12 protein-coding genes are annotated in these 17769 nt (G+C 71.0%); 4 read left to right on the top strand and 8 right to left on the bottom strand.

What is annotated here, in order from left to right; all coding sequences use genetic code 11:
- Positions 1-70: 70 nt before the first annotated feature.
- On the bottom strand, positions 71-1486 hold the full coding sequence (locus ACGFRG_RS25745) for an MFS transporter (RefSeq protein WP_393267680.1): 1416 nt from the start codon (positions 1484-1486) through the stop codon (positions 71-73).
- Between the two features lie 195 nt (positions 1487-1681).
- Between ACGFRG_RS25745 and ACGFRG_RS25740 the strand changes: the two genes are divergently transcribed.
- Positions 1682-2545 (top strand): helix-turn-helix transcriptional regulator, encoded by an 864-nt coding sequence (locus ACGFRG_RS25740; protein WP_361428975.1) that lies wholly within the window; start codon positions 1682-1684, stop codon positions 2543-2545.
- Between the two features lie 144 nt (positions 2546-2689).
- Here the strand turns inward: ACGFRG_RS25740 and ACGFRG_RS25735 are convergent, their stop codons facing one another.
- Complete coding sequence (locus tag ACGFRG_RS25735; RefSeq protein WP_393267642.1) at positions 2690-4147, bottom strand: MFS transporter; 1458 nt, start codon at positions 4145-4147, stop codon at positions 2690-2692.
- 65 nt (positions 4148-4212) lie between these two features.
- Between ACGFRG_RS25735 and dusB the strand changes: the two genes are divergently transcribed.
- The 3 genes from dusB (at position 4213) to ACGFRG_RS25720 (ending at position 10070) form a co-directional block, all read left to right on the top strand.
- Entirely contained in the window at positions 4213-5358 is a 1146-nt protein-coding gene (dusB, locus tag ACGFRG_RS25730; protein WP_361428971.1) for a tRNA dihydrouridine synthase DusB, read from the top strand.
- Between the two features lie 460 nt (positions 5359-5818).
- Positions 5819-8542, top strand: a complete 2724-nt coding sequence (gene ppdK / locus ACGFRG_RS25725) for a pyruvate, phosphate dikinase (protein WP_361428969.1) — start codon at positions 5819-5821, stop codon at positions 8540-8542.
- A gap of 523 nt (positions 8543-9065) precedes the next feature.
- Entirely contained in the window at positions 9066-10070 is a 1005-nt protein-coding gene (locus ACGFRG_RS25720; protein WP_393267637.1) for an ArsR/SmtB family transcription factor, read from the top strand.
- A 47-nt stretch (positions 10071-10117) separates the two neighbouring features.
- On the opposite strand, the gene ACGFRG_RS25715 is transcribed toward ACGFRG_RS25720, so the two are convergent.
- The 6 genes from ACGFRG_RS25715 to nirB form a co-directional block, all read right to left on the bottom strand.
- Complete coding sequence (locus ACGFRG_RS25715) at positions 10118-12019, bottom strand: APC family permease (protein WP_393267677.1); 1902 nt, start codon at positions 12017-12019, stop codon at positions 10118-10120.
- A 161-nt stretch (positions 12020-12180) separates the two neighbouring features.
- Positions 12181-13101, bottom strand: a complete 921-nt coding sequence (locus ACGFRG_RS25710; RefSeq protein ID WP_393267634.1) for an oxidoreductase — start codon at positions 13099-13101, stop codon at positions 12181-12183.
- Between the two features lie 47 nt (positions 13102-13148).
- Positions 13149-13919, bottom strand: a complete 771-nt coding sequence (locus ACGFRG_RS25705) for an SDR family oxidoreductase (RefSeq protein ID WP_361428961.1) — start codon at positions 13917-13919, stop codon at positions 13149-13151.
- Between the two features lie 83 nt (positions 13920-14002).
- On the bottom strand, positions 14003-14587 hold the full coding sequence (locus ACGFRG_RS25700) for a TetR/AcrR family transcriptional regulator (RefSeq protein WP_361428959.1): 585 nt from the start codon (positions 14585-14587) through the stop codon (positions 14003-14005).
- Positions 14588-14602: 15 nt separating this feature from the next.
- Positions 14603-14980: a nitrite reductase small subunit NirD gene (gene nirD, locus ACGFRG_RS25695; protein ID WP_393267630.1), complete on the bottom strand. Its 378-nt coding sequence runs from the start codon at positions 14978-14980 to the stop codon at positions 14603-14605.
- The gene (gene nirB, locus ACGFRG_RS25690) at positions 14977-17442 is read right to left on the bottom strand and encodes a nitrite reductase large subunit NirB (RefSeq protein ID WP_393267675.1); all 2466 of its coding nucleotides are present in this window, start codon (positions 17440-17442) and stop codon (positions 14977-14979) included. Before nirB ends, nirD begins: the two co-directional genes overlap by 4 nt.
- Between the last annotated feature and the right edge of the window lie 327 nt (positions 17443-17769).

The raw sequence follows: 17769 nt of genomic DNA, 5'->3' as shown, positions 1-17769 counted from the left end.
TCCACCATGACATGACAGATGACAGATTTCAATATCTGTCATCTGTCATTTGTCACCCCACCTCCGGGCGTCACCCCGGCCGCCCGGGCGTCACCCCCAGCTTCCGGGGCAGCCGCAGGCTCAGCAGCACCGTCACGACCACCGCCGCCAGCTGGACGAGCAGCGTCACCACCAGCGCGTCCCGGGTGCCCGACGACGGGGCGAGGGAGAGGAAGAGGCTGCCCAGGGTGGCGACACCCAGGGCGAGGGACGACTGCTGGGTGGTGACCATGACGCCGCTGCCGACGCCGGCCCGGTCCGCCGGGACGTCCGAGAGCACGATCCGGAACAGCACCGGCAGCTGGAGGCCCTGGCCGAACCCGGCCACCGCGACCCCCGGGGCCAGCGCCGCGATCCCCAGGTCCGGCCAGCCGTAGTGCACGGTCGCCACCAGGACCGCGATGCCGACGCCCTGGATGAGGCCGCCGACGGTGACCACCTTGCTGCCGTACCGCCCGATCAGGCGGGGCCCGGCCAGCGAGGCCACGAAGAACGCCAGCGCCATCGGCACCAGGGCGAGACCGGCCTCGACCGGGCCCATCCGCAGGCCCTGCTGGAGGACGACCGCGATCACGAACATGAAGCCGCTGAAGCCGATCGAGAACGGGACGATCAGCGCCAGGCCCCGGTTCAGGGACGGCAGGCGCAGCAGGCTCGGCGGGACCAGCGGGGTGCCGCCGCGGCGGTCGATGCGCTGCTCGGTCCGGAAGAACGCGAACGCCGCGAACGGGAACACCCCGAGCGATATCCAGGTCCACAGCGGCCACCCGGCCGCACGCCCCTCGGTCAGCGGCAGCAGCAGGCTGATCAGCGAGAGGGCCAGCAGGAGCGTGCCGGGCACGTCGATCGAGGCGGCGCGCTCCGAGCGGGTCTCCGGCACGCTGCGCACCGCGAGCACCAGCCCGACGACGACCACCGGCACGTTGACCAGGAAGACCGAGCGCCAGCCGCTGCCCGCGATGTCGGCGGCCACCAGGACGCCGCCGAGGATCTGACCGGCGACCATGGACAGGCCCGCGGTCGCGCCGTACAGGCTCATCGCGCGCGCCCGGCGCGGTCCGGCGGTGGTGGCCTGGATGGTGGCCAGGACCTGCGGGAGCATCAGCGCGGACGTGGCGCCCTGGGCGACCCGCGCCCCGACCAGCGTCCAGGCGGTCGGCGCCAGGCCGCAGGCGAGCGAGGTCAGACCGAAGCCCGCCATACCGATGAGGAAGAGCTTGCGGCGCCCGGCCGTGTCGCCGAGCCGGCCGCCGAGTACCAGGAGTACGGCGTACGCGACGCCGTAGCCCGCGACCACCAGCTCCAAGGTGGCCGCGCCGGCCGACAGGTCCTTGTCCATGGCGGGCAGGGCGACGTTGACGATGAAGAAGTCGATCAGTGGCAGGGCCGCGCCGAGCAGCACGGTGAACAGCCCGAGCGCGCCGATGGCCGCGCCCTCGTGACGGATGACCGGGACGTCGGCCGGGGTGGTGGCCGGGACGGTGGCGGACCTGGGTGGGGTAGCGGATGCGGTCGAAACAGAACTCACGTCGTTGCTCACGCATCACACGATCGCGGGTTCCTCAGCCTGGTACCAGAGTCTGGTTATCCTGGTATTCGCACTACCTGGCAATGGGGTCGACCGTGCGGCACCCTGGTGTGCATGACCACTGTGGCACCGCAGTCCGACGTTCGCAGGCACGAGTTGGCCGAATTCCTGCGCAGCCGCCGCGAGCGCATCACGCCCGAGCAGGTCGGCCTGCCGCACGGCCGCCGTCGACGCACGCCCGGGCTGCGCCGCGAGGAGGTCGCGCATCTGTCCGCCGTCGGCGTCACCTGGTACACCTGGCTGGAACAGGCCCGTGAGATCCAGGTCTCCGCGCAGGTCCTGGACGCGCTCGCGCGCGCGTTGCTGATGGACCCCAGCGAGCGCGCCCACCTGTTCGCCCTGGCCGGCACCGGCGACCCGAACCCGAACGCGCCCTGCCCCACCGTGACACCGGCCATGCGCGCGATGCTGGACCAGCTGGAGCCGATGCCCGCCTGCATCCAGAACAGCCGGTACGACATCCTGGCGTACAACCGTACGTACGCGAAGCTGCTCTGCGACCTGGACGCGCTGCCGCCCGGCGACCGCAACTGCATGTGGCTGGCCTTCACCAACGACGACTGGCGGGCGGCGGTCGCCGATCTGCCGGACGTCAACCGCATGATGGCCGCCAAGTTCCGTGCCTCCATGGCCGAGCACCTGGCCGAGCCCGCCTGGAAGACGCTGCTCAAGCGTCTGGAGAACGGGTCGGCGGAGTTCCGCGAGATCTGGGCGCGGCACGAGGTGGTCGGCATGGGCGGCCGCGAGAAGTTCATCCGCAACGCGCTGGTCGGCCTGCTCCACCTGGAACACACCAACCTGTGGCTGGGCCCGAAGTCGGGCCCGCGCCTGGTCACCTACGTACCGCTGGACGAGGACACCCGAGTACGCCTGGCCCGCCTCCAGGAGCTCTCGACCCGGGTGCCCACGCACGCGTAGCGGCGTTCAAGGGGCGCGGGGCTGTGTCGATTTGCGGCTCCGCCGCGATGGGGGTCCCCCCTGTTCGAGCGGAGTCGAGAACTTGGGGGAGCGACCGGCCACCCACGGTCCGCAGCCGAATATCCGCGCCCCCCCCGCGGAGCGTTACGCCGCCGAACCAGCCAGTTCCTGTTCCATCTCCAACCGCTCCGCCGTGCGCCGCGCGGACTCGCGGGCCCGCCGACCGCTGGTCGCGGCTCCCATCAGCAGCACGGCGAGCCCGCAGCCGGTGATGATCCACCACGCGGGACGCGCGGCGTCGGGAAAGGCCGCGGCGTACGCCCCCGGCGCGGCCGTCCCCGCAAGACCGCCCGCCAGCACCGCGCCGATGACCGCGACGCCCAGCGTCTGCCCGGTCTGGCGGCTGGTGGAGGCGACGGCGGCGGCGACGCCCGCCTGGGCGCGGGGCATCCCGGAGACCGCGGTGTTGGTGATCGGGGAGTTGACCATGCCGAAGCCGAGGCCGAACAGGACGTACCCGGTGAAGAGCAGCCCCGTCGACGACTCCCCGTCGAACGCGGCGAACAGCAGCCCGCTGGCCGCCATCGTGACCCCGGCGATCAGCAGCGAGGGCCGCGGCCCCCGCGCGGCGACCAGCCGTCCGGACAGCGGTGCGACGACGAGCGTGACGGCCGCCATCGGCACCATGTAGAGCCCGGCGTGCAGGGCGTCCAGGCCCCGGACGTTCTGCAGATAGAGCGTGTTGACGAAGAGGAAGCCGCCGAGCGCGGCGAACGCCGAGACCGCGATGACGGTGGCGCCGCTGAACGGTGCGCTGCGGAAGAACCGCAGGTCGATGAGGGGTTCATGGCGCCGGGGCTCGTAGCGCAGGAGCCCGGCGAGCGCACCGGCGGCGACGGCCGCGCAGAGCAGGATGCGCGTGGACGTCCAGCCCGCGCTGGGCGCCTCGATGATCGCGTACGTGAGCGAGCCGAGCAGCGCGATGACCAGGAGCTGACCGACCGGGTCGGGGCGGCGCGGCCGCTCCGCGCGGGACTCCGGTATGTAACGCCAGGTCAGCAGCAGCGCGGCGAGGCCGACCGGAAGGTTGATCCAGAAGATCGAGCGCCAGCCGACCGAGTCGACCAGAAGGCCGCCGATGATCGGGCCCGCGGCCATGGAGATCCCGACGACGCCGCTCCAGACGCCGATGGCGCGGGCGCGTTCGCGCGGTTCGGTGAAGGTGTTGGTGATGATCGACATCGCCACCGGGTTGAGCATCGAGCCGCCGACCGCCTGGATCGCGCGGAAGGCGACCAGCGAGGACAGGTTCGGGGCCAGCGAGCAGAGCAGCGAGCCGAGGCTGAAGACGACCAGGCCCGCCATGAAGACCCGGCGGCGCCCGATGCGGTCGCCGGTCGAGCCCGCGAGCATCAGCAGGGAGGCGAGGACGAGGGTGTACGCGTCGATCGTCCACTGCATCCCGGAGACGGAGGTGTGCAGTTCGCGCTGCATGGTCGGCAGCGCCACGTTCAGGATCGTGTTGTCGAGGCCGACGATCAGCAGACTCATGCAGCAGATGGCCAGCACGAGCATGCGGCGCCGAGGACTGAGATCGGGCATGCGTAGATAGTACGCCTAACTAACGACCATGGTCCATCTAGTACGTCTAACTAATTACCGTCGGGATGCGCGACAATGGCTGGATGACCACGCTCAACATCGGCCCGCATGCCGTGCAGCCTCCGGTGGTGCTGGCGCCCATGGCCGGCATCACCAACGCCCCGTTCCGTACCCTCTGCCGCGAGTTCAGCGGCGGCAAGGGGCTGTTCGTGAGCGAGATGATCACGACGCGGGCGCTGGTCGAGCGCAACGAGAAGACCATGCAGCTGATCCACTTCGACGAGACCGAGAAGCCGCGCTCGATCCAGCTGTACGGCGTCGACCCGGTCACCGTCGGCAAGGCCGTCCGCATGATCGTCGACGAGGACCTGGCCGACCACATCGACCTGAACTTCGGCTGCCCGGTGCCCAAGGTGACCCGCAAGGGCGGCGGCTCGGCGCTCCCGTACAAGCGGCCGCTGCTGCGCGCGATCCTGAACGAGGCGGTGTCCAACGCGGGGGACCTGCCGGTCACGATGAAGATGCGCAAGGGCATCGACGACGACCACATCACCTACCTCGACGCGGGCCGCATCGCCGTCGAGGAGGGCGTCACCGCGATCGCGCTGCACGGCCGCACCGCCGCCCAGCACTACGGCGGCACCGCCGACTGGGACGCCATCGCGCGCCTGAAGGAGCACGTCCCGGAGATCCCGGTGCTCGGCAACGGCGACATCTGGTCCGCCGAGGACGCGCTGCGGATGATGAAGGAGACCGGCTGCGACGGCGTGGTGGTCGGGCGCGGCTGCCTCGGCCGCCCCTGGCTCTTCGGCGACCTGGTGGCCGCCTTCGAGGGCACGGACTCCTTCGCGCGCCCCACACTGCGCACGGTCGCGGACGTGATGGTGCGGCACGCGACGCTGCTCGGCGAGTGGATCGGCGACGAGTCGCGCGGCGTGATCGACTTCCGCAAGCACGTGGCCTGGTACCTCAAGGGCTTCGCGGTCGGCTCGGAGATGCGGGGGCGCCTCGCGATCACCTCGTCGCTGGACGAGCTGAGCGCTCAGTTGAGCGAGCTCGATCTGGACCAGTCGTGGCCGGACGGCGCCGACGGCCCGCGCGGGCGCACCTCGGGCAACAACCGGGTCGTCCTGCCGGACGGCTGGCTCAAGGACCCGTACGACTGCTCGGGCCTGAGCGCGGACGCCGAGCTGGACACCTCCGGCGGCTGAACCCGTACGAAACGGTCGAGGGTGGGGCGAAAGCGGGTCGCGATGTTCGCGGCCCGCTGTCTTGTGATGGCGTGATCCAGGGTCCGGATCGTGGAATTCCGGCCCGTCCGGCGGCGTGATTCTCGCCACCCCTGATAGGGGTTGCGCTCAGATGAGCACTTTCGAGGCGGCTGCATCTCTAGAAGGGGTGGCACTGAGTGCCACCCCTTCTGCGTTCAAGAAGTGAACTCAGATGGCGCTAGAAGCGCTCAGATGAGCTAAATGGGGCGCCTTTCGGCACTTCCGTCTTCAGGGAGTGAAGCAATGTCGATCACCCGGTTACCTTGCAGTTACTTTCGATCTGCTGGCGGACGAGTGGTTAAAGCCGTATGACGCGCAAGTGGACGTACCCAGACACCTTCGATCTGGGTATGTTCCTCGCCGTCAGGGCAGCCAACGAGTCGTCGAGGAGTCGAGACCCGTGTCGGAAGACAAAGACCTCCAGCACAGCCAGAAGTTCGTCTACGACTTCACCGAGGGGAACAGGGACCTCAAGGACCTGCTCGGCGGGAAGGGCGCGAACCTGGCCGAGATGACCAACCTCGGCCTGCCGGTGCCTCCCGGCTTCACCATCACCACCGAGGCGTGCAAGGTCTACCTCGACAGCGGCGAGGAGCCGGCGGCGCTGCGGGACGAGGTGAGCGCCCACCTGGACGCCCTTGAGGCGAAGATGGGCAAGAAGCTCGGCCAGGCCGACGACCCGCTGCTCGTCTCGGTGCGCTCGGGCGCCAAGTTCTCGATGCCCGGCATGATGGACACCGTCCTCAACATCGGCCTCTCCGACGCCTCGGTGACGGGCCTGGCCAAGCAGTCCGGCGACGAGCGCTTCGCCTGGGACTCCTACCGCCGCCTCATCCAGATGTTCGGCAAGACCGTGCTCGGCGTGGACGGCGAGCTCTTCGAGGACGCCCTCGACGAGGCCAAGGCCGCCAAGAAGGTCACCGTCGACACCGACCTCGACGCCGCCGACCTGAAGAAGCTGGTCAAGCACTTCAAGAAGGTCGTCAAGACCGAGGCCGGGCGCGACTTCCCGCAGGACGCGCGCGAGCAGATGGACCTCGCCGTCAAGGCGGTCTTCGAGTCGTGGAACGGCGACCGCGCCAAGCTCTACCGCCGCCAGGAGCGCATCCCCGGCGACCTCGGCACCGCCGTCAACATCTGCTCGATGGTCTTCGGCAACCTCGGCCCCGACTCCGGCACCGGCGTCGCCTTCACCCGTGACCCGGCCTCCGGCCACCAGGGCGTCTACGGCGACTACCTGCAGAACGCCCAGGGCGAGGACGTGGTCGCGGGCATCCGCAACACCGTGCCGCTGGCCGAGCTGGAAGGCATCGACAAGAAGTCGTACGACCAGCTCATGCAGATCATGGAGACCCTGGAGACCCACTACAAGGATCTCTGCGACATCGAGTTCACCATCGAGCGCGGCCAGCTGTGGATGCTCCAGACCCGGGTCGGCAAGCGCACCGCCGGTGCCGCCTTCCGGATCGCCACCCAGCTGGTGGACCAGGGCCTGATCGACGAGGCCGAGGCGCTCCAGCGCGTCAACGGCGCCCAGCTCGCGCAGCTGATGTTCCCGCGCTTCGACGAGTCCGCCAAGGCCGAGCTGATCGGCCGGGGCATCGCGGCCTCGCCCGGCGCGGCCGTCGGCAAGGCGGTCTTCGACTCGTACACCGCCGTCAAGTGGTCGCGCTCGGGCGAGAAGGTCATCCTGATCCGCCGCGAGACCAATCCCGACGACCTGGACGGCATGATCGCCTCCGAGGGCATCCTGACCTCGCGCGGCGGCAAGACCTCGCACGCCGCCGTCGTCGCGCGCGGCATGGGCAAGACCTGTGTCTGCGGTGCCGAGGAGCTGGAGGTCGACACCAAGCGCCGCCGTATGACCACGCAGTCCGGCGCCGTCATCGAAGAGGGCGACCTGGTCTCCGTCGACGGCTCCACCGGCAAGGTCTACCTCGGCGAGGTCCCGGTCGTCCCGTCCCCGGTCGTCGAGTACTTCGAGGGCCGGATGCACGCGGGCGCCGACGACGCCGACGAGCTGGTCGCGGCCGTGCACCGGATCATGGCGTACGCGGACCGAGTACGCCGCCTGCGCGTACGGGCCAACGCCGACAACGCCGAGGACGCCCTGCGGGCGCGGCGGTTCGGCGCCCAGGGCATCGGCCTGTGCCGCACCGAGCACATGTTCCTCGGCGAGCGCCGCGAGCTGGTCGAGCGGCTGATCCTGGCCGACACCGACGAGGAGCGCGAGGTGGCACTCAGTGCCCTGCTGCCGCTCCAGAAGAAGGACTTCGTCGAGCTCTTCGAGGCGATGGACGGGCTGCCGGTCACCGTACGGCTGCTGGACCCGCCGCTGCACGAGTTCCTGCCCGACATCACCGAGCTCTCGGTCCGGGTCGCGCTCGCCGAGTCCCGCAAGGACGCCAACGAGAACGACCTGCGCCTGCTCCAGGCCGTCCACAAGCTGCACGAGCAGAACCCGATGCTGGGTCTTCGGGGCGTCCGCCTCGGCCTGGTCATCCCGGGGCTGTTCGCCATGCAGGTGCGGGCGATCGCGGAGGCCGCGGCCGAGCGCCGCAACGCCAAGGGCGACCCGCGTGCGGAGATCATGATTCCGCTGGTCGGCACGGTCCAGGAGCTGGAGATCGTCCGCGAGGAGGCCGACCAGGTCATCGCCGAGGTCGAGGCGGCCACCGGCACCGACCTCAAGCTGACCATCGGCACGATGATCGAGCTGCCGCGCGCTGCCCTGACGGCAGGTCAGATCGCCGAGGCCGCCCAGTTCTTCAGCTTCGGTACCAACGACCTGACCCAGACGGTCTGGGGCTTCTCGCGGGACGACGTGGAGGCGAGCTTCTTCACCGCGTACCTGGAGAAGGGGATCTTCGGGGTCTCGCCGTTCGAGACCATCGACAAGGACGGCGTCGGCTCGCTGGTGCGGTCCGCCGTCCAGGCCGGCCGGGCCACGCGCCCCGACCTGAAGCTGGGCGTCTGCGGCGAGCACGGCGGCGACCCGGAGTCGGTGCACTTCTTCCACGAGGTGGGCCTGGACTACGTCTCCTGCTCCCCGTTCCGCATCCCCGTGGCGCGCCTTGAGGCGGGCCGCGCGGCCGCCGAGTCGCGAGGCAGCGACTCGCGATAGAGCCCCGGAGCCGCCGTCGGGTCCCCGACCCTCAACACCGATCCGGCGGCGGCTTCGGATCACATGGAAGGGGCGGCACCCTGTGCGGGGGTGCCGCCCCTTCCGCCTGTTCTCATCCGATTCCCGGCGATGGCCGGATGTTCCCTGAGTGTGCGGCCGCTTAATTCCTGTTGAAGCGCGGACATTTCATGAGCTCGTCGCCGTAAAAGCAGAGTGCGGTTCACGGATCCCCATCCGCGAACCGCACTCTGTCATCCCCGCCGGGCACGGAGCCGCCACCATGCCGACCGCCGCCAGACGAAGCAAAGCCCCCCACGGTCCTCACAACGTCTTTCCGGTTGGCCCGGTGTCGTGCCCGACGACGTACAGCTTTTCGGTACGCACGGGCTGCTCGCGAGGCCTTTCAAGTGTGGCTGAAAGGCCGGTGGTCACGGCCTGTGACGGTAGGCATACTCAGGGGCGGGACGATTGCGGATGCAACACAATGCAACACGTTGCAACATTCGAGACAGGTGGAGATTCGGTGCTGCGTATTCATTTCACTGGCGTGGACCTGGCCCGGGTGCGCATGGCGCCCGGTCCGGACGCGCTGTGGGAAACGATTCTCAGCTTTCATCGATTAAGAGACCGTCGGGGCGCCCTAGTCTTCGGTGAATGGCGAACGGAAACGCGTACCCGGTTGAACGGTGAAACGCGACTGCTCTCCGCAGTGGTGCCGGGCCGCGGCTATTTTCCCGACTTTCTCACGCCCGCCGAAGGGCCGCACACCCTGGAGTCAGGCCTTGAGGCTGTGCGCGAGACCGGTCAGGACCGACTGTACGAGGAGCTCACCCGGGTCGCGGGGCCCCGGGGGCTGCCCGGGTGGCTGCGGGCGGTGGCCGACGGCGGCGCCGAGCCGATGGACCGTCTGCTCGGCGCGCTGCGCGCCTACCACCGGGCCGCCATCTCGCCGTACTGGCCGCACATCCAGGCCCGTGTCGACGCCGACCGGGCCGCGCGCGGCCGTGCGCTCCTGGACGGCGGGGCCGACGAACTGCTCGCCTCGCTCCCGCCGATGATGCGCTGGCGCGCGCCGGTCCTGGAGGCGGACTACCCGGTCGACCGTGACCTGTATCTGGAGGGCCGCGGACTGCTGTTGCAGCCGTCCTTCTTCTGCCGCCGTACGCCGGTGGCGCTGCAGGACCCGCTGCTGCCGCCCGTCCTGGTCTACCCGGTCACGCACACCCACGCCCCGTACGAGCGGACGACGTCGGGCATCGCCCCCTCGCTGGGGCGGCTGGTGGGGCACACCAGGTCGACGGTGCTCCAGTCGATCGGGCACGGCGCGACCACCAGCGAACTGGCCCGCCGGGCCGGGGTGTCGCTCGCCTCCGCCAGCCAGCACGCCGGCGTCTTGCGGGAAGCGGGCCTGCTGGTGACGCTGCGGCACGGTAGCGCGGTGCTGCACACGCTGACCCCGCTGGGGACGGCGCTGCTGCGGGGCGGTCAGCCGGCGATGGCGGAACGTTCCGCCCCGGCGACGATGTAGTGCCCGCGCCCGGGGGTGGCCGGAAACGGCCGCTCCCGGGCGGGTGTTCAGAGCCGGAACCGCAGGCGGCAGATGACCGCGTCCGTGTCGCGCCGCACGGCGTGCGCGAGGACGGCGCCGCGCTGGTTCTGCAGCAGCCGCTGCCAGATGTGCGCGGGCTCGACCTCCGGTATCAGGACGGTGACCCGGGTGTTCGGGTGGTAGCGGTGGACCCGGTCGACGTACGCGGCGACCGGGCGGCCCACCGTGCGGTGCGGCGAGTGCAGCTCGACCAGCTCCACGCCCGGGTTCCACGCCTCCCAGTCGCGGCGCAGCTCCTCGGTCTGCGCGCGGTCCTCCTCGTCGGGGTGGGTGACGGTGACGGCCCGTACCTCGTCGCCCAGGGACACGGCCGCGTTCAGCGCCTCGCCGGTCAGCCGGGACAGATGCGAGACGGGCACGATGACCAGCGAGCGGTCGCGGTGCGGCGGCTCCGGGACGCGGCCGAGCCCGAGGCGGTCGCTGATCCTGCCGTACGCCCGGTGGACCGCCTCGAAGGCGAGCACGAGCAGCGGCAGGGCGACGACCACCAGCCAGGCGCCCTCGGTGAACTTGGTCGCGGTCACGACCACCGCGCTCACCCCGGTCAGCACCGCGCCGAAGCCGTTGAGCAGCGCCTTGGCGCGCCAGCGCGGCGAGCGCTCGCGCCGCCAGTGCAGCACCATGCCGGTCTGGCAGATCGTGAAGCCGACGAAGACGCCGATCGAGAAGAGCGGTACGAGGGTGTTGGTGTCGCCGCTCGAGAAGATCAGGAGCGCGCCCGAGACGGTGGCCAGCGCGAGGACGCCGTGGCGGTGGACCTGGCGGTCGGCCTTCAGACCGAAGACGTGCGGCAGGTAGTTGTCCCGGGCGAGCAGCGACATGAGGACGGGCAGCCCGCCGAAGGAGGTGTTGGCGGCGAGCGCGAGCAGCACGACGGTGGCGAACTGGACGACATAGAAGGCCCAGTTGTGGCCGAGGGAGGCGTCCGCGAGCTGGGCGAGGACGGTGACGCCCTCCACCGGCTGGAGATGGAAGCGGCCGATGAGCACGGAGAGCCCGATGAGCATCACGCCGAGGAGCGCGCCGAGCGCCACCTCGGTGCGCTGGGCGCGCTTGGCGGCCGGGGCGCGGAACGACGGCACGGCGTTGGCCACGGCCTCCACTCCGGTCAGCGCCGAGCACCCGGAGGCGAACGCCTTGAGCAGCAGCAGCGCGCCGACGCTGGTGGCGTTGCCCGCGAGGACGGACGCGTGCCCGTCGGCGGTCGCGGTGGAGACGGGCGCGTCGCGGAAGAGCCCCACCACGACGATCGCGAGAATCGAACCGATGAAGACGGCCGTCGGCACGATGAACGCCTTGGCGGACTCGACGATGCCGCGCAGGTTCACGGCGGTGACGAGCACGAGCACGCCGAGGCAGATGAGCAGCCGTTTGTCATAGAGACCGGGGAACGCCGAGGTGAGCGCGGCGACGCCGGCGGTGACGGACACGGCGACGTTCAGTACGTAGTCGAGGATCAGCGAGGCCGCAGCGACGAGCCCGGTGCGCGGCCCGAGGTGCGCGCGGGCCACCGCGTAGGACCCGCCGCCGTTCGGGAACGCGGCGATGACCTGGCGGTACGAGGCGACGAGCACGGCGAGCAGGGTGGCGATGGCGACGGTCACCGGCAGCGTGAACCCGAGCCCGTACGACCCGGCGGCGGCCAGCACGAGCACGATGGCCTCGGGCCCGTACGCGACGGAGGCCATGGCGTCGAGGGAGAGCGCGGCGAGCCCCTGGGTGGCGGTGAGGCGATGCCGGTCGGGGGAGCCCTTGCCACCCGGGACGTCGGGCACGGCGGGGGTGCCCGACGCACCGGGGATCCCGGCTGCCCCGGGCGGTTCCTCGGCCGCGGGGTCGGCGGCCCGGATCGACGACTTGATCAGCATGCTGTTCAGCGTGCGGTCGCCCCGACGGGATACGGCCGCTCTTGTCGGGGCCTTGGCGGAAGGGGCGGCCATCTATACGAACCTTTGACGCCTTCTCGGGGGCTTCGCCCCCGGACCCCCGGGCGGGGCTGTGCCCCTGCACCCTCTCGGGGCTTCGCCCCTTACAACCCGTACCGCACCCCCGTAAGCCCCTCAGAAGCGACCCACAACCGCTCGCCCGTCGTGTCGTTCAGGGTCCACTTCGCTCGGGTCGACCTCGTGGGGGCGCCGCGCCAGCCCTGGATGCGGGGGCCTGTGAAGGAGTCGGGGCGGACTCCCGGGGCCGTGGCCGCGTACAGGGTGGGCAGGGCGCCCGACTCGGCCGGCTGGGCCACGACCCGGTTGCCCAGTTCGGCGATGCGTTCTGCCAGGCGGCGGCCCTCCATGCGGGCGCCCGCCGTCTGGAGGTTGGTCGCCGCGTAGCCGGGGTGGGCGGCGGCCGCGACCACGTCGGAGCCCACCGAGCGCAGTTGCCTCGACAGTTCGTGGATGAAGAGGAGGTTCGCCGACTTCGAGCGGCCGTAGGCGATCCAACGGCGATAGCGGCGCTCGCTGTTGAGGTCGGTCAGGTCCACGTCGGACAGGACGTGCAGGCCGCTGGAGACCGAGACGATCCGCGCCGCCGACGCCGCGCGCAGCTTCGGCAGCAGCAGGCCCGTCAGGGCGAAGTGGCCCAGGTGGTTGACGCCGAACTGCCGCTCGAAGCCGTCCGCCGTCGTCCCGTACGGCAGCGCCATCACACCCGCGTTGTTGATCAGCAGGTCCAGACGCTCATGCGGATACGTTTCGGCGAACGCCCGTACCGAGGACAGGTCCGCCAGGTCCAGCGGCCTGAACTCGACGTCCGCGCCGTACACCTGACGGTGGATCAGCGCCACCGCCTCCTTGCCGCGCTCCTCGCTGCGGCACGCGAGGACCACATGCGCGCCCTTGCGGGCCAGCTCGCGTGCCGTCACGAGTCCGATGCCGCTGTTGGCCCCGGTGACGACGGCCGTGCGGCCGCTCTGGTCGGGGATGTCCCTCGCGCTCCAGCCCTGAGTCATGCGGCCACCGTACCGTCCGGTAGGTCTGGAGCGCAGGGGCCCCTGGGTCAGGCGGACGCGCCGCCGTCGATCACCAGATCCGTGCCGACCGCCGACGCCGCGTCGTCCGAGGCCAGGTAGAGGACGGCGGCGGCGATCTCGGCGGTCGTCGAGACCCGGCCGAGCGGCGAGGCGCCCTTCATGCGCACCGCGCGCTCGGCCTCGCTCTCGCCGGGTCGCAGCGACATCGTGGTGGCCGAGGCGCCGGGGCTGACCGCGTTGATACGGACGCCGTCCTGGATGTGGTCGAGGGCGGCGGCCCTGGTCAGCGCGGAGACGGCGGCCTTGGTGGCCTGGTAGCCGGCCGCGCCCGGGATGCGCTTGTGGGCCCCGAGGTTGGAGCCGATGTTGACGATGGCGCCGCCGTTCTCCTGGGTGCGCATCTGGGCGATCTCGGCCTGGAGGGCGAGGAAGACGCCGGTGAGGTTGATGTCGAGCATGGCCCGCCAGTCGTCGGTGGCCAGTTCGCCGATGGGCCCGCCGCCGCGCAGCACCCCGGCGTTGTTGACCGCCACGTCGAGGGAGCCGAACCGGGCGACGGTGGCCGCCACCAGGGCGCGCATCGCGTCCTCGCGGGACACGTCCGCCGTGAACGCGGCCGCAGTCCCGCCCGCCTGCTCTATGAGCGCCACGGTCTCGTCGAGCGAGGCCGCCGTCCGTCCGGCGACGGCCACCCGGGCCCCCTCGGCGGCGAACGCCAGCGCCACGGTCCGGCCGATGCCGGAGCCCGCGCCGGTGACGAGGACGGTCTTGTCGGTGAAGCGAAGGCCAGTAGACATATTTTTCTTGACCAATCGTTCTGTTATAAGGGCAAAAGTGAGCGGCGACACTCGGTCGCCGTTCGTGTCGGTTCACATTCGTGTCAGTCCAGCAGCGTCAGCGCGGCCTCCGCCGCCGCCCGCACCCTGGCCGGGTCGTCGCTCGCCTTGCCGACGACCCGCATGCCCTGCATGAGCACCAGGAGCATGCGGGCCAGCGCGTGCGGATCGCGGTCCTCGGGCAGCTCGCCCTGTGCCCGGGCGCGGACGAGTGCCGAGTGCAGCAGGGTCTCGACGTGCTCCCAGCCCTGCTCCACCCGGCGGGCCGCGGCTGCGTCGTGCGGTCCCAGCTCGGTCGCGGTGTTGGTGACGAAGCAGCCGGTCAGGCGGGTTTCGGTGGCAGTCGACTCGGCCGCGAACCGGCGCACCACGGCTCGTACGGCGTCCAGCGCGGAGCCGGATCCGGACAGCTCGTGGACCAGGATCTCGCCCTCTGTCGCGCCGTAGCGGTCGAGCGCCTTCAGATACAGCTGGTGCTTGTTGCCGAAGGTCGCGTAGATGCTGGCGCGGCCGATGCCGAGGTGGTCGACGAGGTCCGCCATCGACGTCGCCTCGTAGCCGCGCCGCCAGAACAGCTCTAGGGCCGACTGGAGCGCGGCGTCCGGATCGAATTCCTTGGTCCTGGCCACACGGTGACCGTACGACTATGTGGAACGATCAGTCAAGTATGCCTGGATCGCCACCTCGTCGTCGTCCAGGCACGCGCCGGTCTCCAGGTCGAAGCGCTGCTTCAGGAGCGGCGAGGCCACATACGGGCGGCCTTGTGGGGACAGGCCGAGCAGGCCGCGCGAGAGCACGTACGCGCCGGTGAACGGGTCGCGGTTGTCGACCGCGTAGGCGCGGCCCGCCCGGTCGGTGAAGACCGCGGCCTGCCGCCCGTCGGGCAGCAGTACGGCGACACCCCGGCCGGGGATCAGCCGCGTACGGTCGCAGACCTCGAACCAGCCGTCGTCCAGCAGGACGCGGACGCTGCCGTCCTGAACAAGGGCTTCCACTTCGGTCAGCTCGGCCGGCTCGGTCATCGGGCCGCCACCTCCAGGGCCAGTACGGGCAGTTCGGGCTTGATCTGACCGCGCTCCGGCACGAACCGCACGGTCGGGTCGGGCGTGCCGGGCGCGTTGACGAACGAGACGAAGCGGGCCAGGCGCTCGGGGTCCTCGATCGTCTCGGCCCACTCGTCGCGGTAGTCGTCGATGTGGGCGGCCATCAGCGCCTCCAACTCGTCGCAGATGCCGAGGGAGTCGTGCACCACCACGTCCTTGACGTGCTTCAGGCCGCCCTCGATCCGCTCCAGCCACACCGAGGTGCGCTCCAGGCGGTCGGCGGTGCGGATGTAGAACATCAGGAAACGGTCGATGAGGCGGACCAGTTCGGCGTCGGAGAGGTCCTGGGCCAGCAGGTCCGCGTGGCGCGGGGTCGCGCCGCCGTTGCCGCCCACGTACAGGTTCCAGCCGTTGGCCGTGGCGATCACGCCGAAGTCCTTGGACTGGGCCTCCGCGCACTCGCGCGCGCAGCCCGAGACCGCCGACTTCAGCTTGTGCGGGGAGCGCAGGCCCCGGTAGCGCAGCTCCAGCCGGATCGCCATCCTGACCGAGTCCTGCACCCCGAAGCGGCACCAGGTCCGGCCCACGCAGGACTTCACGGTGCGCAGGGACTTGCCGTACGCGTGGCCGGACTCGAAGCCCGCCGCCACCAGCTTCGCCCAGATCTGCGGCAGTTGGTCGACCCGGGCGCCGAACAGGTCGATGCGCTGGCCGCCGGTGATCTTCGTGTAGAGGCCGTGGTCGCGGGCCACCTCGCCGATGACGATCAGCTTCTCCGGGGTGATCTCGCCGCCCGGGATGCGCGGCACGATCGAGTACGAGCCGTTGCGCTGGATGTTGGCGAGGAAGTGGTCGTTGGTGTCCTGGAGGGCCGCCTGGCCGCCGTCGAGGATGTGGCCGTTGCCCAGGCTCGCCAGGATCGAGGCGACCGCCGGCTTGCAGATCTCGCAGCCGTCGCCGCCCCGGGCCGACTCGCGTCCGTGCTCGTCGAGCAGCGCCTCGTACGAGGTGACGCGCAGCGCGAGCGCGATCTCGTACAGCTCCTGGCGGGTCTTGGCGAAGCAGTCGCACAGACCGCCGTCGCCGGTCCTCGGCAGCAGCTTCTCCAGGGTCTTCACGCAGCTGCCGCAGCCCGTACCGGCCCTGGTGCACTTCTTGACCTCGGGCAGCGAGGAGAGCGGGGTGACCTCGCCCTTGGTGACGTTGTGGCAGGAGCAGATCACCGCGTCGTCGGGCAGCGCCTCCGGGCCGAGCGCGACGGGCGCGCCGAGGCCGGCGGGCAGCACCAGCTGCTCGCACGGTATCGGCGGGATGTGGCCGGTGAGCGGGCGCAGCGTGCCGTACATCTCGGCGTCGCCCACCAGGACGCCGCCGAGCAGGGTGCCGTCCGGGGAGACGACCAGCTTCTTGTAGATGCCCGAACGGGCGTCGGTGTAGACGACGTCGAGGCTGCCCTCGGTGGCGCCGTGCGCGTCGCCGAACGAGGCCACGTCCACGCCGAGCAGCTTCAGCTTGGTCGACATGTCGGCGCCGGTGAACGACTTGTCCAGGCCGCCCGCGATCGTCCCGGCGGCCGTGACGGCCATCTCGTAGCCGGGCGCGACCAGGCCGTACACCTTGCCGTCGCTGGTCAGCGCGCACTCGCCGATCGCGAAGACGGCCGGGTCGGCGGTGCGGCAGCGCTCGTCGACGACGATGCCGCCGCGCTCGCCGACCGGCAGGCCGCACGCGCGGGCCAGCTGGTCGCGCGGGCGCACCCCGGCCGAGAAGACGACCAGGTCGGTGGTGAGACGCGAGCCGTCGGAGAGCAGCATGCCGTCCACGGCGCCCGCCCCGGTGATCTCCTGGGTGCCGACGCCCGTGTGGACGGACAGGCCCATGTTCTCGATGGTGCGCAGCAGCGCCGCGCCGCCGCCGTCGTCGACCTGCGCGGGCATCAGCCGGGGCGCGAACTCCACGATGTGCGTGGCCAGTCCGAGCCCCTTCAGCGCGCCCGCCGCCTCCAGGCCGAGCAGTCCGCCGCCCACCACCGCACCGGTCGTCGCCGTCTTCGCGTACGCCTCGATGGCCAGCAGGTCCTCGATCGTGCGGTAGACGAAACAGCCGGTGAGGTCCTTGCCGGGGACCGGCGGCACGAAGGGGTACGAGCCGGTGGCGAGCACCAGGACGTCGTACGCGACGGAGCGCCCCGCGCGCGTGGTGACGGTCCGCGCCGCCCGGTCGATGTGCGCCGCCGGGTCGTCGAGCAGCAGCTCGATGCCGTGGCGCTCGATGAACCCCTCTTCGACCATGGACAGTTCATCCGGTGTGGTGCCCGAGAAGTACGAGGTGAGGTGGACCCGGTCGTACGCCGCGCGGGGCTCCTCGCCGAGCACCACCACGCGCGCGTGGCCCATGACGCCGTTGTCGGCGAGGGCTTCGAGGAAGCGCTGGCCGACCATCCCGTGGCCGACGACCACGATCGTGCGGTCGCATCCGGGGGCGGAGGAGGTGCGGGGCACGGGGACGGGTGCGGTCGTGGCCGGGGTCCCGGTGGGTTCCGTGGTCATGGGCAGGACCCTCCGTCGTGGGTGAGCGGGGCGCGGTGGCCGCTGGTGATGGTGCTGCCATCAGCGTGGGCGGCGGCTGTTTCCCGACCGCATCTGTCCCGTTTCCCGGGAGCAACGGCCTGCTCAGCGGCGTGCGGGGCGGCCGGTGAGGCTGCTCAGGGCGGGGCGGGGGCGGGCGTGAGGCCGGGCGCGCCCGCGCCTTCCCCGTGCGCCTTCACG

The organism is Streptomyces sp. NPDC048696 (assembly GCF_043198895.1).
GTDB lineage: Bacteria > Actinomycetota > Actinomycetes > Streptomycetales > Streptomycetaceae > Streptomyces.
Note: the sequence above shows the minus strand (reverse complement) of the source record. Positions and strands in the feature narration are given on the sequence as shown.

Bases quoted from the DNA above. Each gene is read 5' to 3' on its own strand.
- ACGFRG_RS25740 (WP_361428975.1), top strand. From the start codon at position 1,682: ATGACCACTGTGGCACCGCAGTCCGACGTTCGCAGGCACGAGTTGGCC.
- ACGFRG_RS25705 (WP_361428961.1), bottom strand. From the start codon at position 13,919: ATGTCTACTGGCCTTCGCTTCACCGACAAGACCGTCCTCGTCACCGGC.
- ACGFRG_RS25710 (WP_393267634.1), bottom strand. From the start codon at position 13,101: ATGACTCAGGGCTGGAGCGCGAGGGACATCCCCGACCAGAGCGGCCGC.
- nirD (WP_393267630.1), bottom strand. From the start codon at position 14,980: ATGACCGAGCCGGCCGAGCTGACCGAAGTGGAAGCCCTTGTTCAGGAC.
- ACGFRG_RS25715 (WP_393267677.1), bottom strand. From the start codon at position 12,019: ATGCTGATCAAGTCGTCGATCCGGGCCGCCGACCCCGCGGCCGAGGAA.
- dusB (WP_361428971.1), top strand. From the start codon at position 4,213: ATGCGCGACAATGGCTGGATGACCACGCTCAACATCGGCCCGCATGCC.
- ACGFRG_RS25735 (WP_393267642.1), bottom strand. From the start codon at position 4,147: ATGCCCGATCTCAGTCCTCGGCGCCGCATGCTCGTGCTGGCCATCTGC.
- nirB (WP_393267675.1), bottom strand. From the start codon at position 17,442: ATGGTCGGCCAGCGCTTCCTCGAAGCCCTCGCCGACAACGGCGTCATG.